Origin of the sequence: Shinella sp. WSJ-2 (assembly GCF_003432075.1) — a bacterium.
Taxonomy (GTDB): Bacteria; Pseudomonadota; Alphaproteobacteria; order Rhizobiales; family Rhizobiaceae; genus Shinella.
In genome coordinates, this window is the sequence record NZ_QWBU01000002.1 from 462,740 (window position 1) to 477,317 (window position 14,578).

The 14,578-nt window shown below is 64.4% G+C and carries 15 protein-coding genes; 8 read left to right on the plus strand and 7 right to left on the minus strand.

Annotated features, from left to right (window positions below; translation table 11 throughout):
- Nucleotides 1–5 precede the first annotated feature (5 nt).
- On the minus strand, nucleotides 6–2,540 hold the full coding sequence (locus tag D0Y60_RS06380; RefSeq protein WP_117367907.1) for a ligase-associated DNA damage response DEXH box helicase: 2,535 nt from the start codon (nucleotides 2,538–2,540) through the stop codon (nucleotides 6–8).
- Nucleotides 2,541–2,742: 202 nt separating this feature from the next.
- Between D0Y60_RS06380 and D0Y60_RS06385 the strand changes: the two genes are divergently transcribed.
- Entirely contained in the window at nucleotides 2,743–3,024 is a 282-nt protein-coding gene (locus tag D0Y60_RS06385; RefSeq protein ID WP_117367909.1) for a hypothetical protein, read from the plus strand.
- A gap of 77 nt (nucleotides 3,025–3,101) precedes the next feature.
- On the opposite strand, the gene D0Y60_RS06390 is transcribed toward D0Y60_RS06385, so the two are convergent.
- Nucleotides 3,102–3,737 carry a YitT family protein gene (locus tag D0Y60_RS06390; protein WP_117367911.1) on the minus strand — a complete coding sequence of 212 codons (636 nt, stop codon included), beginning with the start codon at nucleotides 3,735–3,737 and terminating at the stop codon, nucleotides 3,102–3,104.
- 54 nt (nucleotides 3,738–3,791) lie between these two features.
- Nucleotides 3,792–4,733 (minus strand): methyltransferase domain-containing protein, encoded by a 942-nt coding sequence (locus tag D0Y60_RS06395; protein ID WP_117367913.1) that lies wholly within the window; start codon nucleotides 4,731–4,733, stop codon nucleotides 3,792–3,794.
- Between the two features lie 142 nt (nucleotides 4,734–4,875).
- On the opposite strand from D0Y60_RS06395, the gene D0Y60_RS06400 reads away from it, so the two are divergent.
- From D0Y60_RS06400 to D0Y60_RS06415, 4 genes are read left to right on the plus strand one after another with little or no spacing between them, the layout of a single operon-like run.
- The gene (locus D0Y60_RS06400) at nucleotides 4,876–5,142 is read left to right on the plus strand and encodes a DUF6460 domain-containing protein (RefSeq protein WP_117367915.1); all 267 of its coding nucleotides are present in this window, start codon (nucleotides 4,876–4,878) and stop codon (nucleotides 5,140–5,142) included.
- Nucleotides 5,143–5,144: 2 nt separating this feature from the next.
- The gene (locus D0Y60_RS06405) at nucleotides 5,145–5,633 is read left to right on the plus strand and encodes a CAP domain-containing protein (protein WP_117367917.1); all 489 of its coding nucleotides are present in this window, start codon (nucleotides 5,145–5,147) and stop codon (nucleotides 5,631–5,633) included.
- A gap of 30 nt (nucleotides 5,634–5,663) precedes the next feature.
- Nucleotides 5,664–5,951 (plus strand): antibiotic biosynthesis monooxygenase, encoded by a 288-nt coding sequence (locus D0Y60_RS06410; RefSeq protein WP_117368444.1) that lies wholly within the window; start codon nucleotides 5,664–5,666, stop codon nucleotides 5,949–5,951.
- 23 nt (nucleotides 5,952–5,974) lie between these two features.
- Nucleotides 5,975–7,336: an MATE family efflux transporter gene (locus D0Y60_RS06415; RefSeq protein WP_117367919.1), complete on the plus strand. Its 1,362-nt coding sequence runs from the start codon at nucleotides 5,975–5,977 to the stop codon at nucleotides 7,334–7,336.
- Between the two features lie 22 nt (nucleotides 7,337–7,358).
- Here the strand turns inward: D0Y60_RS06415 and D0Y60_RS06420 are convergent, their stop codons facing one another.
- The 3 genes from D0Y60_RS06420 to D0Y60_RS06430 all read right to left on the minus strand — a co-directional run bounded on the left by D0Y60_RS06420 (nucleotide 7,359) and on the right by D0Y60_RS06430 (nucleotide 9,135).
- The gene (locus tag D0Y60_RS06420) at nucleotides 7,359–7,556 is read right to left on the minus strand and encodes a DUF2934 domain-containing protein (RefSeq protein ID WP_117367921.1); all 198 of its coding nucleotides are present in this window, start codon (nucleotides 7,554–7,556) and stop codon (nucleotides 7,359–7,361) included.
- Between the two features lie 149 nt (nucleotides 7,557–7,705).
- Entirely contained in the window at nucleotides 7,706–8,791 is a 1,086-nt protein-coding gene (locus D0Y60_RS06425; RefSeq protein ID WP_117367923.1) for a quinone-dependent dihydroorotate dehydrogenase, read from the minus strand.
- Nucleotides 8,791–9,135, minus strand: coding sequence for a DUF952 domain-containing protein (locus tag D0Y60_RS06430; protein ID WP_117367925.1), 345 nt, complete (start codon nucleotides 9,133–9,135; stop codon nucleotides 8,791–8,793). Before D0Y60_RS06430 ends, D0Y60_RS06425 begins: the two co-directional genes overlap by 1 nt.
- Before the next feature lie 107 nt (nucleotides 9,136–9,242).
- Here D0Y60_RS06430 and D0Y60_RS06435 point away from each other — a divergent pair, with 107 nt between their 5' ends.
- Both D0Y60_RS06435 and D0Y60_RS06440 read left to right on the plus strand, forming a co-directional pair.
- Nucleotides 9,243–9,671, plus strand: coding sequence for a hypothetical protein (locus tag D0Y60_RS06435; protein WP_117367928.1), 429 nt, complete (start codon nucleotides 9,243–9,245; stop codon nucleotides 9,669–9,671).
- 75 nt (nucleotides 9,672–9,746) lie between these two features.
- Nucleotides 9,747–10,400 (plus strand): response regulator transcription factor, encoded by a 654-nt coding sequence (locus tag D0Y60_RS06440; RefSeq protein ID WP_117367930.1) that lies wholly within the window; start codon nucleotides 9,747–9,749, stop codon nucleotides 10,398–10,400.
- 2 nt (nucleotides 10,401–10,402) lie between these two features.
- Here the strand turns inward: D0Y60_RS06440 and D0Y60_RS06445 are convergent, their stop codons facing one another.
- Nucleotides 10,403–13,903 (minus strand): PAS domain-containing hybrid sensor histidine kinase/response regulator, encoded by a 3,501-nt coding sequence (locus D0Y60_RS06445; protein ID WP_117367932.1) that lies wholly within the window; start codon nucleotides 13,901–13,903, stop codon nucleotides 10,403–10,405.
- 185 nt (nucleotides 13,904–14,088) lie between these two features.
- On the opposite strand from D0Y60_RS06445, the gene mscL reads away from it, so the two are divergent.
- On the plus strand, nucleotides 14,089–14,529 hold the full coding sequence (gene mscL, locus D0Y60_RS06450) for a large conductance mechanosensitive channel protein MscL (RefSeq protein ID WP_117367934.1): 441 nt from the start codon (nucleotides 14,089–14,091) through the stop codon (nucleotides 14,527–14,529).
- The last annotated feature ends 49 nt before the right edge of the window (nucleotides 14,530–14,578 follow it).

Consider the following 14,578-nt stretch of genomic DNA (forward strand, 5'->3'; position numbering starts at 1 on the left):
ACGTCCTAAACACTGTCTTCGCCCATCGCCTCGGCGATGAGGTCCTCGGCGGCTTCGGCCAGAAGCGAATCCTGCGCCTCGCCCGCCACCGTCTCCCGGCCGATTTCCAGCATGATCGGCACGGCGAGCGGCGAGATGCGGTCAAGACGGCGATGGGTGATGTGGCCTTTGATTCGCATCAGCATATCGCCCAATCGCTGAATATCCAAAAGCCCCGCCGCCGCATCGTTGCGCGTCGCCTCCAGGAGAATGTGATCCGGCTCGTGGCTGCGCAGCACGTCGTAGATCAGGTCGGCGGAGACCGTGACCTGCCGCCCGGTCTTTTCCTTGCCCGGATGGCGCTGCTCGATCAAACCGGCAATCACGGCGCAATTGCGGAAGGTCCGCTTCAGCATGAAGCTTTCGTCGAGCCAGGCTTCGAGATCGTCGCCCAGCATGTCCTCGTCGAAGAGGTTCGAAAGCGACGGCCGCTCGATGGCGAAACTGTAGCCGAGGTCGTCCAGCGCCCAGATGGCGAGCGAATAATCGGTCGCGACGAACCCGAGCGGCCTTCGGCCGGCGCGTTCCAGCCGGCGGGTGAGCAGCATGCCGAGCGTTTGGTGGGCGAGGCGGCCTTCGAAGGGATAGGCCACCATGTAATGGCGGCTTCCGCGCGGAAAGGTCTCGATCAGCAACTCGTCGCGCTTCGGCAGGGAGGAGACATCGCGTTGCAAAGCGAGCCAGTCGCGCACCTGCTCAGGCAGCGCGCCCCAGCGCTCGGGATCGTCCAGCATGGCGCGCACCTGATCGGCGAGATAGGTGGAGAGCGGGAATTTGCCGCCGGCATAGGCCGGCACCTTCGGATCGAGCGAGAAGGCCTGGCTGACGAGGCATTCGTTCTCGCGAATGCCCTCGAAACGCAGCACCTTGCCGGAGAACAGGAAGGTATCGCCGGGGGATAGCATTTCGAGAAAATATTCCTCGACCTTGCCGAGCGACGCCCCGCCGCGACCGACGGCACCCTTGGCGCCGCGCTTGACCATGCGCACGTTCAGCATCGGCATTTCGACGATGGTGCCGAGATTGAGGCGGTATTGCTGGGCGACACCAGGATTGGAGACCCGCCACAGGCCGTCCGCCGTCTTGCGGATGCGGGCATAGCGCTCGTAGGTCTTCAGCGCATAACCGCCGGTCGCGACGAACTGCACGATGCGGGCGAATTTTTCGCGCGAAAGTCCGGTATAGGGCGAGGCGGTGGTGATTTCGGCAAAGAGCGCATCCTCGTCGAACGGGGCGGCACAGGCCATGCCGAGCACGTGCTGGGCGAGCACGTCGAGCGCGCCGTCGCCGACGGGCGGCGTGTCCTGCGCGCCGAGATAATTGGCGTCGAGCGCCGCCTGGCACTCCATTACCTCGAAACGGTTGGCCGGCACGAGGATGGCGCGGCTCGGTTCGTCCATGCGGTGATTGGCGCGGCCGATGCGCTGGGCAAGGCGCGAGGCGCCCTTCGGCGCGCCGACATGGATGACGAGATCGACATCGCCCCAGTCGATGCCGAGATCGAGCGTCGAGGTGGCGACGACGGCACGCAGCCGGTTTTCCGCCATGGCCTGCTCGACCTTGCGGCGCTGGCCGACATCGAGCGAGCCGTGATGCAGCGCGATCGGAAGCGTGTCCTCGTTGATGTTCCAGAGCTCCTGGAAGAGGATTTCCGCCTGGCTGCGCGTGTTGACGAAGAGCAGTGCGGTCTTGTGCTGCTTAATCGCCTCATAGACCTCCGGCATGGCGTATTTCGCCTGATGACCGGACCAGGGCACACGGGCCTCGCTCTTGAGGATGGTGATGATAGGCTTGGCGCCACCAGGCGCGGTGACGAGGCCGGCGTGATGCTCGGCATCCGGCGTTTGCGCGACCAGCCAGCGGCGCAGGTCCATCGGCTCGGCGACAGTGGCCGAGAGGCCGATGGTCTTCAGGCCGGGTGCCAGGCGGCGCAGGCGTGCGAGGCCAAGGGACAGCAGATGGCCGCGCTTGGAGGTGACGAGCGAGTGCAACTCGTCGAAGATGATGTATTTCAGGTCCTTGAAGAACCTAGGTGCCTCGCCGTTGGCAATCAGCAGCGCCACCTGCTCGGGCGTCGTCAGAAGGATGTCGGGCGGGTTCAGCCGCTGGCGCTGGCGTTTGGCTTGCGGCGTGTCGCCGGTGCGGGTCTCCACCGTGATCGGCAGACCCATTTCCGAGACCGGCTTCATCAGGTTGCGCTCGATATCGACGGCGAGCGCCTTGAGCGGCGAGATATAGAGCGTGTGGATGCCGGTGAAGGCGGAGCCCGGCGGGATCCTTCCGCGCTGGGCGAGATCAGTCAGCGCCGGCAGGAAGCCGGCGAGCGTCTTGCCGGCGCCGGTGGGGGCGATCAAAAGCAGGCTCTCGCCGGCATGGGCGCGGGCGAGAAGCTCCATCTGGTGTGCGCGCGGCTGCCAGCCCTTGTCCGCGAACCAGCGGGTGAAGGACGGGGACAACAGAGAGAGGCCCTGTGCGGCTTGGCTGAGGTGAGAATCGGACACGGCGTTAAGCTAATCCACGCGGGCGGAAAAAAAAGCGTTCCCTGCAACTATCTCCGCCACCCGCTGAAACATGAGGCTTTGAAGACGATGCCGGTTTTTCACAGGGCATACACGAGGCCGTTACCGCAGCAGAAAGATGAAACTTTTTTTGCGGCCCCTCCGTTTACCGCCCCGTGACAGAGAAATTGATAGGAGATTTCCCATGAAGAAGATTGTTCTTGCTCTGGCCGCCCTTTCGTTTTCTGCCGGCGCGGCCCTCGCCGAAAACCCCTATGTCGGCCGTACCGACATCATCCAGTCCGGCCCGAATGCCGGCAAGGAGGTGATGAACCCTGCGGTCAACAACCTCGATATGGGCACCACGGCGTCCATCACGTCGAACGACACGTCGCGTCAGGTCCCGAACGAGACCAGAGAGCAGCTGGCCGATCCGGGCGCCAACCGCTACGGCGATTCCGATCCGGGCAGCATGCAGTTCGACTAAGCATTCGACGCATGCAACCTGACCCAAGCAGGTCTTCGGCCCTTCCGGTATCCGGGAGGGCCGAATGCGTTTAGGGATCACATCGCGATATAGCGGTCGGCGCGATGGTTGACGGTGAGGAAGAGGTTCAGCACCACGGCGCCGACCACCGAGCACAGCACGATGAACGGGGCGGCGACGGCGAAAGCGGCGATCAGCACGAAGAGATCGAAGGCGAGCTGCACCAGACCGGCGCGGATACCGAAGCGTTCCTGCAGATAGACTGCGAGCACCCCCACGCCGCCGAGGCTGGCGCGATGGCGATAAAGGCCGAGCAGGCCGAAGCCGAGCAGGATGCCGGCCAGCACCGCAGTCCACATCGGATCGATGCTTTCGATGCGCACGAAATGCGGCTGGAACTCGGTGATAATGGAGGTCATCGTGACGGCCAGAACGGTCTTGATGGTGAAGGCCCAGCCGAGGCGTTTCAGCGCGAGAATGTAGAAGGGGATGTTCACGACGGTGTAATAGATGCCGAAGCTGATACCCGTGAGATAGTGCAGGATGAAGGCGACGCCGGCGGTGCCGCTGGCAACCAGCCCGGCGCTGCTCATCAGCGCCAGTCCCAGTGCCGCGATCATGCTGCTCGCAAACAGGCCCTGCGCATCTTCCAGCGGTGTGTGGCGGGTGGGTGTGGGATTCCAGAAGCCGAAACGCCGCTTGTCGCCGTCCATGGCCGATCTCCGATGATGTTATCGTTGTATAGGGCGTCGTCGCTTGCGTGAAGCCTATCGCTGGCGCCGCGCAAGGAACAGCAGCCCATGCACCGGCAGGCCGCCATCCTGGCGGATCACGCTCTTTTCCAGCGCCACCAGATCGAAGCCGGTCTCAGCCATCCGCTTGCAGATGAAAGCCTCGGGGTGGGCGTAGCGCAGCGACGGGCGCAGCGAAGGCGCGTCGCCATCACCGCCGTCCTCCACCGAGAAAGCGAAGAGGCTGCCGGGCTTGGCCAGCCGCGATACGCTCGCAAACACCTGTCCGAGATCGCCGAGATACATCAGCACGTCGGCGGCGCTGACGAGATCGGCGCGGGCTTCCGACAGATCGCCGAAGAGGCCGCTGTCTTCTGCCGGCAGCGAAAGGTCGGCCTGCGCGAGATGGTCATAGACCGCCTTCTCTCCGGCCTTGGCCAGCATGCCGGCGGAGAGGTCGAAGCCTTCGAGGCGGCTGGCATTGCGACGGCACTCGACGCCGAACAGGCCGGTGCCGCAGCCGATATCGGCGACGAGGCCGAAATGCGCATCGTCGCCGGTATGTTTGCGTACGAGTTTCGCGAGCGTCTGCGGCACGGTGTAGTCGAGGCGTTCGACCAGCGCGGTGTCGAAGCGGTCGGCATAGTCGTCGAACAGGCGTTCGACATAGTGCATCGGCGGGGCGGCGGGGGCCTCCGCCATCCCGAGCACGGCGAGTTTCAGGCTGGCACCGAAAATATCCGAGGGGTCGAGCGCGATGACCTTTTCAAGCGCGGCGGCGGCTGCCTCCTTCCGGCCCGATTTCTCGGCATATTCGGCGAGCCGGAACCAGCCGGCGGCCCAGCCCGGCACCTGCTCGAGCGCCTGTTCCATGAGTTCCTGCGCCTCCGCGAACTCGCCCGATTCCGCAAACATGCGGGCATAATCGGCGCGGCGGTCGGCGATGAGATCGCCGGAGGAGAAATGCGGGCTCGTCATGGGGGCTCGGATCTGGAAACGGATGGCCGCTACATGGCAGGGCGGCGGCAAAAGGCAAGCGAATTCTCGTGAGCGGCCGTTGCTTGCCGCAGGCGGGACGAACGCTTATCTCAGGGTCTAACGAATTTTGGAGAATCAGCGGATGTCGAATGGCGTGAACGGGTTTCTGGGCGATAGCCCGCTGCGCGTGCTCATCAAGCTTCTGATCCTGTCGGTGGCCGTCGGCTTCCTGATGTCGATCTTCGGGCTCTACCCTGATGATATTCTCTTTGCCGTGCGCGATTTTGTCCTCGATCTCTGGCACACCGGCTTCAAGACACTTGGCCGCCTCGGCGATTACCTGTTGCTCGGTGCTGTGATCGTCATTCCCGTCTTCATCCTCATCCGCCTTCTGAGCTATCGCCGCTGACCATGCTGACCCGTCGCACCTTCCTTGCCGCATCGGCGGCGGCCATCGCGGCGCTTGCCGCCGGCTGTTCAACCACCAGCGTGCTGGCGCCTTCGGCCGGCACCGGCAGCGACCAGACGGCCGCCTCGCTTGGCCTCGTCAACAAGCTTCGCGCCGAGCGTGGCCTGTCGGCGCTCGTCATCGACAAGCAGGCGCAACGTGCGGCGATGGATCAGGCGAGCCGCATGGCCTCCGCCGGCAAGATGGAGCACAATATCGGCTTCGGCGCGAATTTCTTGAAGCGCATGAAGGGCATGGAGGTCGCGTTGCCGGCGGCGGAAAACATCGCCGTGGGTCAGGACAGCGCCGCGGAAGCCTTCGACGCCTGGTATCGCTCGCCGAAACATCTCGTCAACATGCTGGGTGCCAGCTATCGCGGGCTCGGCGTTGCCGTCGTTTCGAATCCGGCTTCAGGCGGCCGACCATACTGGGCGATGGTGCTGTCAGGCTGAGGAGCACGCGTGGGCGGCAGGATCGTGCGCATGGCGGATCTGGAGATCGATCCCGCAGAGCTCGATGCCTACAAGGCATTGCTCGCCGAGGAGATCGAGGCCTCGATACGGCTCGAGCCGGGCGTGCTGATGCTGCATGCCGTGTCGATCGACGAGGCGCCGGAAAGGGTGCGGCTATTGGAAGTCTATGCCGACGAGGCGGCCTATCAGGCGCACCTCGCCACACCGCATTTTCTCAAATACAAGACGCAGACTGCCGCGATGGTCCGCTCGCTGCGTCTCCTGCCGGTGACGCCGATCCGGATGGACGCGAAATAGAGCCGGCCTGAGGGGGAGTTTGCATGAGTGCCACGACGGTGAGCGAAAACGACGGGTCCGGTCCCTTCGAGGTGACGCACCGGCTGGTGCTGGCGATCGCTATTCCCATGACGCTCGGCTTTCTCACGACGCCGCTGCTCGGCCTGACGGATACGGCGGTGGCCGGGCGGCTCGGATCGGCGGATGCGCTGGCCGGCATGGCCGTCGCCGCCGTCATTTTCGATCTCCTGCTCGGCAGCTTCAATTTCCTGCGCGCCTCGACGACGGGACTGGTGGCGCAGGCCTTCGGCCGCGGCGACCGGCGCGAGGAGCAGGCGATCTTCTGGCGCTCGCTGACCATCGCGCTCTGTTCGGGCCTGGTGTTGATGCTGCTCTCGCCGCTGTTGCTGTCCGCAGGGCTTTTCCTGATGGCGCCGACGCCGGAAGTGGCCGAGGTCGCCTCGACCTATTTCATGATCCGCGTGCTTTCCGCACCCATGGCGCTTGCCAATTATGCGCTGCTCGGCTTCGTGCTCGGGCGCGGGCAGGGCATGACGGGGCTCCTGCTGCAGGCGATCATCAACGGCATCAACATCGTTTTGTCGATCACATTCGGCCTCGGGCTCGGCTGGGGCATCGCCGGCATCGCCTGGGGCACGTTCACCGGCGAAACTGTCGGTACGCTGGCAGGGCTTGCCATCGTCGTCTCGCGCTTCGAACGCGCCGACCGTCCCTCGCGGGCGGAAATTTTTGCGCCGGCGCGGCTGAAGGCTCTGTTTTCGCTCAACCGCGATATCATGATCCGCACCTTCGTGCTGATCGGCGCCTTCGCCATCATGACCCGCATCGGCTCCTCCATGGGACCGCTGGCGCTGGCGGCCAATGCGGTTCTCATGAACATCTTCCTCGTCGCCGGTTATTATCTCGACGGCATCGCCAACGCGGCCGAACAGCTGGTGGGGCGCGCCTTCGGGGCGAATTTCCGGCCGGCCTTCGACAGAGCTGTCAAACTCACCTTCCTCTGGTCGCTCGGGCTTGGCGTCGTCACCACCTTGCTTTTCCTGATCTTTGGCGGCGATATCGTCGGCCTGCTGACGACCACGGAGAGCGTTCGGGCCGAGGCGGCGAAATACCTGCCCTGGGCGGCCCTGACGGCCATCACCGGGGCACTGGCGTTCCAGATGGATGGAGTCTTCATTGGCGCGACTTGGTCGAGCGCCATGCGCAACATGATGCTGGCGGCTTTCGTCGGCTATCTCGCAGCGCTCGCCGTCTTCGTGCCGCTGTTCGGCAATCATGGCCTGTGGCTGGCGCTCAATCTCTTTTTGGCCTTCCGAGGGATTTTCCTGGCGCTGCGCCTGCCGGCGCTCGCCGGCCGGCAGTTTTCCCAGGCAAACCGGAACTGATCTCCGGCAAAGCAGCCGGCATTCAAGCCGGCTGGATGCTTCCGAGGCTGAGACCCAGGAGATCGAGAGGATTTTCCGGCCGTTTCGACTTTTCGGCATCTTCCGCGTAGATATCGGCCCTGGCGCGCAGCCAGTGCGAATATTCGCGGCCCTCCGGCCGGCCTTCCTCTTCCCAGATCTCGTGCGCCCTTTTGCGGATCCGTTCGCTCTGATCGTCCATGGTGTCATCCCTTCCTGGCCTTTTGGCCGTTATCAGGCGGGATCGGTGCAGGCTACCGTCGATGCGAATCGGCTTTTGCCGAACACTCCACCCGCAAGAGCTAAACCCTGCGGGAGGACTTTGGTTCCGCTATGACGCGGGCGTGGCGATCAGAGGGCGCGATCGGCCCAATAGCTGGTGCGGGTGCCGCGCAGCGCGGAAATCGAGGCGAGCTGCTCCCGATCACAAATTCGCGAGAGGCCGCTGACGATCTCGCCCGGTAGCGTCGGGCCGGCATAGACCATGCAGGAATAGAGCTGCACGAGGTTGGCGCCGGCGCGGATTTTCTCCGCCGCCGTTTCCGCCGAGGAGACGCCGCCGACGCCGATGATCGGCAGGGCCTCGCCGACGCGCTTGCGCATCTTGGCCAGCACCACGGTCGATTTCTCGAAGAGCGGTTTTCCCGAGAGACCGCCGGCCTCGCCTGCATGGGCGACGTTGCGCAGGCCGGCACGCGACAGGGTCGTGTTGGAGACGATCAGGCCATCGAGCGGGTGGGCGAGCGCCACTTCGGCGATGTCGTCGAGGCCTTCCTCGGTGAGATCGGGTGCGATCTTCAGGAAGACCGGCACCTGGCGGCCGCTGCGTGTCGCTTCCTCGGCGCGGGCGGAAAGCACGGCGGAGAGCAGCGCATGCAGGCTTTCCTTCGCCTGGAGATCACGCAGGCCCGGCGTGTTGGGTGAGGAAATGTTGGCGGTGAAGTAGCGCGCGACATCGTAGAAGGTGCGGATGCCCGCGACATAGTCGGCGATGCGGTCTTCGCTGTCCTTGTTGGCACCGATATTGACGCCGATCAGCGCATCGCGCCGGCAGGCCTTCAGCCGTTCCAGCGCGGCGGCATGGCCTTCATTGTTGAAGCCGAGGCGGTTGATGACGGCATCGTCCTCGACAAGGCGGAAGATGCGCGGTTTCGGATTGCCGTCCTGCGGGCGCGGCGTCACGGTGCCGATCTCGGTGAAGCCGAAGCCGAGGCGCAGCAGCGCTTCCGGCACCTCGGCATTCTTGTCGTAGCCGGCGGCGAGGCCGATCGGGTTGGGGAAGGTCAGGCCGGCGATGGTCTGGGTTAGCCGCGGATCGGCCTTGGCGGGGCAGGCGGGCACGAGGCCGGTCTTCAGCGCGGTGATGGACAGGCCATGCGCGGTTTCCGGATCGAAGAGGAAGAGGCCCTTGCGGCCAAGCGTCGAAAGCAGGGACATCACAGCATCTCCGGAAACTGGTGGGCACCGTCGGCGCCGAGCGGCAGGGGTTTTTCCCAGAGCAGGGCGGATAGCGGCAGGGCGGCATAGAGGTGGGGGAAGAGATCGCCGCCGCGCGACGGCTCGAAGACCAGCTTGTCGCCGAGCGCATCGCCATCCACGGCGACGAGCAGCAGGTCCGTCTGGCCGGCGAAATGGCGGGCGGCGGTTTCCTTTGCCTGCGGGGCGGTGGAGAAATGGATATAGCCATCGGTCAGGTCGATGGCGGCGCCTTCGAAAATCCCCGCTGCCTTGGCATTTTGCCACAGACTTGCCGGAACGATCTTATAGATTGTTTTGGCCATCGCGTCCGTTTCTCCCTTGCCTGCCGTCTTTACGGTAGCGCTTGCCGGAAAGAACGGCAGATGTCCACCGGTGAAAGCCCCGGAAACCGGCTCTTGGAGGATTTTGCATGCGAATCTCTGCCCTGCCCCTGACCTTCGCCGCCCTCATCCTCGCCGGCTCCGCCCATGCGGACGGCGAGGGCCGCTACCGCATGGAAAAGACCGATACCGGTTTCATCCGTCTCGACACCGCCTCGGGCGATATCTCGCTCTGCCGCGAGCAGAACGGCCAGATCGTCTGCCGCATGGCGGCCGACGAGCGCGCGGCCTTCGAGAAGGAGCTCGATCTCCTCACCAAGCGCGTTGAAGCGCTGGAAAAGGGCGGCACAACTGCGCTGACGGATGCAAAACCGTCGCTGCCGACGGATGAAGAGATTGACCGGACCATGACCGTCATGGAAAAGATGATGCAGAGGTTCATGGGCATCGTGAAAAACCTCGAGGACGGAGAGGAGAAAGCCGTTCCCGAGAAAGGCGCGGACCCGCAGAAGACCTGACGGAGAGCCTGCGCCCGCGCCGCCTCCGTCGTCAGGTCCCATACTCTTGGGCCATTTACTCTTGGGAGGGAGCGCATGGCATCGGCACTCACGATCATCATCGCGGACGACCATCCGCTGTTTCGCGGCGCCTTGAAACAGGCGCTGACGGGCATGGAGGGCAATCCCGATATCGTCGAGGCCGGCGATTTCGAGGCGGCGCGCAAGGCCGCCGAGACCAACCCCAATGCCGACCTGCTGCTGCTCGATCTCGCCATGCCGGGCGTCAGCGGCCTCTCGGGCCTCATCTCGTTGCGCGCCGAATTCCAGAGCCTGCCGGTCGTCATCGTCTCGGCGAGCGACGATCCCGTCACCATCCGCCGTGCGCTCGATCTCGGCGCCTCCGGCTTCATCTCCAAATCGGCGTCCATCGAAGATATTCGTGAAGGCATCGCTTCGGTGCTGGCCGGCAATATTTACACACCCGGCGGCTATGTGCGGGGGCCCGAACAGGACGGCGAGGTGGCCGATCTCATCGCACGGCTGCGCACGCTGACGCCGCAGCAGTCCCGCGTGCTCGCCATGCTGGCCGAAGGTCTGCTCAACAAGCAGATCGCCTACGAACTCGGCGTCTCCGAGGCGACCATCAAGGCGCATGTCTCGGCAATCCTGCTAAAACTCAATGTCGATAGCCGCACCCAGGCGGTCATCCAGCTCGGCAAGATCGGCGCCGCTCAGGCGGCGGCCTGATCTTACTCCGCCGCCTCCCGCTGCAACGCTGAAAACTGCGTCAGCCAGGCGCGCATGGAGGCGGGGCGCACCGGTTTGTTCTGCACGAGGATATTGTCTCGGTCGGCTTCTGCGCGCACCTCCGGTGTGCGGTCGGCGGTGACGAGGAGGGCGGGGACCTCGCGGGCAAGCGCGGTGCGGAGTCTTGCGATGGCCGCAATGCCGGTGCCGTCGTCGAGATGGTAGTCGGCGATCACGGCATCGACGGCAGGCGGACCGGCGGCGACCAATGCTTCGACGGCCGCGACGGATTCGGCGAGCGTCACCGTGCAACCCCAGCCGGACAGCAGAAGGCGCATGCCGTCGAGGATTTTCGGTTCATTGTCGATGCACAGCACGCGCAGACCCTTCAGCGGCTCGTCGCTGACGGGCACCGCGGCCGGCTTGTCGGCAATGTGGCGGCTGGCAGCGGCATCGACCGGCACGCGCACCTTGAAGCTGGTGCCGCGGCCGGGCGTCGATTGCAGCTCGACGGGATGGGACAGCACGCGCGAGATGCGGTCGACGATGGAGAGGCCGAGGCCGAGGCCGGGCGCGGTGCGCGCCCCCTCGTCGAGCCGGGCGAACTCCTTGAAGACCGTGCGGAACTTCGAGGCGGGAATGCCGATGCCGGAATCGAGCACCTGGATGACGGCGTGCCCGCCCTTGCGGCGCACACCGACCAGCACCTTGCCGGACTGGGTGTATTTGATGGCGTTCGACACGAGGTTCTGTACGACGCGGCGCAGAAGGTTGGGGTCGGTGCGGATAGCGAGCGAACTGGAAAGCACGGTCAGCTTGAGGTTCTTCGCCCGCGCCATCGGCGCGAAGTCGGTCTCGATGCGCTTCAGCAGGTCCTTCAGCGCCACCGTTTGCACGCGCGGCTTCATGGCACCCGTATCGAGACGGGAAATGTCGAGGACAGCGCCGAGGATCGCTTCCACCGATTCCAGCGAGGAATCGATGTTGTGGATCATTTCGCGGTTCTCCGTTTCGCCGAGTCGTTCGACCAGTGAGGAGGAATAGAGACGGGCGGCATTGAGCGGCTGGAGAATGTCGTGGCCGGCGGCGGCGAAGAAACGGGTCTTGCCGATATTGGCCTCTTCGGCGGCGGCACGCGCTTCGGCAAGCTCGGTGTTGACGCGGGTCAGTTCGGCGGTGCGCTCGGCGACGCGGTGTTCCAGCGTTTCGTTGACCTGTTTCAGCGCGCGGTCGGCGGCCACACGGTCGGTGATGTCGGTATAGGTCGAGACGAAACCCTTTTCCGGCATGGCATTGGTGCGCACTTCCACGATGCGCTCGCCGCCGGCCAAAACCAGCGCGAAGGGCTCGTCATAGGTCATGGTGCGGGTGATGGTGGCCGCGCGCTCCTCCTCCGCGATATCGCCGCGCTCGGCGAGGATTTCCACGATGTCGGACAGCGGGAAACCGACCTGACCGACATATTCCGGCAGGTCGAGCAACTGGCGGAAGCGACGGTTCCAGACGGTGAGGTTGCCGGCGCTGTCGAAGACGGCGATGCCCTGGTCCATCTGGCCGAGCGCCGTCTGCAGCATGTCCTGATTGTATTGCAGCGCCTCGCTGGCCTGGTCGAGCAGCCAGTCGGTGTCCGTCGGCGTGTCGTCGATGCGCTGAAGCACGAGGGAGAGCACGAGGCGGGCGGAGGAGGAGCCGATGGCGCTGCCGAGCAATTGTTCGGAAAAATGCACGATGGCCGCATCGGCCGGTGCATTGTCCTCCAGCCAGCGGCCGACCTGCCGCTCATAGGTGTGGAAGGAGCGCTGCATGCGCTCCTCGCCGAGATATTTGGCGATGGTGGTCTTGAGATCGCGCACGGTGACCTTCGTGCGGCGGCCGCGAAAGGCGCGTTCGAGGCGGGGTTTCGAGCGGATGAAGGTGCCGGCCTGCAGGCGCTCCAGCGAGGTCGGGTTGCGCGTCAGAGAGCCGATGACATAGGCGCCGATATTGACCATCATCGCGACGAGCGTGGCGTTGACCAGCGGATCGGCATTCGCGCCGGTGAAGATGGTGGAGCCGGGGAAGAGGAAGCCGAGAATGGTTTCGGCGACATAGGCATTGTCGGCCACCCCGATGCTCGGCAGGAACAGCAGATAGGCCCAGACGACGAGGCCGCAGATCATGCCGGCCATGGCGCCGCGCGCATTGGCATTGCGCCAGAACAGGCCGCCAAGCATGGTCGGTGCGACCTGGGCGACGGCGGCAAAGGCGAGCAGGCCCATCGAGGCGAGGCCGGCATTGGCGGTGGCGGCGCGGTAATAGGCGTATCCCAGCAGCAGCACGAAGAAGATCGCCAGCCGCCGGATGATGAGCAGCATGCGCGACAGGTCGTCCTGCTGCTCCACGCCGCCGATGAGGTTTCGCCGGAGCACGACGGGAATGACGATGTCGTTCGACACCATGATGGAGAGCGCGACCGAGGCAACGATGACCATGGCGGTGGCTGCGGAAAAGCCGCCGACGAAGGCGATCAGGGTCAGCATCGGCTGGTCTAGCGAAAAGGGCAAGGTCAGCACATAGAGATCGCCGTCGCCGGTGCCGTTGAAGGTCATGACGCCGCCGATGGCGACCGGCAGCACGAAGATGTTGATGGCGACGAGATAAAGCGGAAAGAGGATGCCGGCGGTGCGCAATTCGCCGGCCGTGCGGTTCTCGACGACCGTCACATGGAACTGGCGCGGCAGCATGATGATGGCGAAGGCGGAGAGCACGATAAGCAGGATCCAGCGCGCCATCGGCGTCTCATAGGTCAGCGCCTGCATGACGCGCTCGTTCTGCGCGGCCTGCCGCCAGAGATCGCCCGGCCCGTCGAACATCACATAGAGCACGTAGAGGCCGACGGAGGCGATGGCGATGAGCTTTACCAGCGATTCCATCGAAATCGCCAGAATGAGGCCGTCCTGGTGTTCCGTCGCATCCGTGTGGCGGGTGCCGAAGACGATGGCGAAGCAGGCGAGGAAGAGCGTGACGACCAGCGGCAGGTCGACAAGCCCGCCGGAGGCGGCGATGCCGAAGCCGGTCGTATCGACCATGGCCGAGACCGAACTCGACACGGCTTTCAGCTGGAGCGCGATATAGGGGATGTAGCCGATCAGCGAGATGAGCGCGACAACGGCGGCGACGCCGGGGTTCTTGCCGTAGCGGGCGGCGACGAAATCGGCAATCGACGTCAGGCGTTCGGATTTGGCCAGCGTCACGATGCGGCGGATCAGCGGCATGCCGAGCGTGAACATCAGGATCGGGCCGATATAGATGCCGGCGAATTCGAGGCCGTGGGTCGTCGCGAGGCCGACGCCGCCGAAATAGGTCCAGGAGGTGCAGTAGATCGCAAGGCTCAGTGCATAGACGAGCGGGCGGCCCTTCGAGACGCGCTCGGACCGCTTGGCCTTGCGGTCGCCGTAGCTCGCGACCGCGAAGAGCAGCAGGAGATAGGCGAGCGCGAGCGCGAATATCAGCGAGCCCGGCATGCTTCCTCCCGCAGTCCATCGGCCTTTGCAGGCAGAATAGGCCAAAGCGGGCGCGAAGGAAATTGCATCGAAGGTCTGAGATGGAAAGACGTCGCGGATAAACCTCTCAATATTGATGGATCGCAGTTTCCTCCCACGAAAAACTGCACTACTTTGCTTTTGCGTCGCAGCAAAAGGAGAGGCTTATGCTCAACGAGTTCAAGGCGTTCATCGCCCGCGGCAATGTCATGGACCTTGCGGTGGGTGTTATCATCGGTGCAGCCTTCAACAAGATCGTCGAATCCATCGTCAACGACCTTGTCATGCCGATCGTCGGTGCGCTGACCGGGGGCGGTTTCGACTTTTCCAACTACTTCATCGCGCTGTCGAGCAATGTGACGGCGACGTCGCTGGCTGCCGCCCGTGAACAGGGCGCCGTCTTCGCCTACGGCAATTTCATCACCGTTCTCATCAACTTCCTCATCCTCGCGTGGATCATCTTCCTGATGATCAAGGGCGTGAACCGCATGCGCGCATCGCTGGAGAAGGAAAAGGAAGCCGGTGCCGCCGAGCCCGCACCGCCGCCGGAGGATGTCCAGCTGCTGACGGAAATCCGCGACCTCCTGAAGAGCCGCCCGGCCGCCTGAGGCTCGTGAGCCACGATTTTCAAGAAAGGCCCGGTTTCCGCCGGGCCTT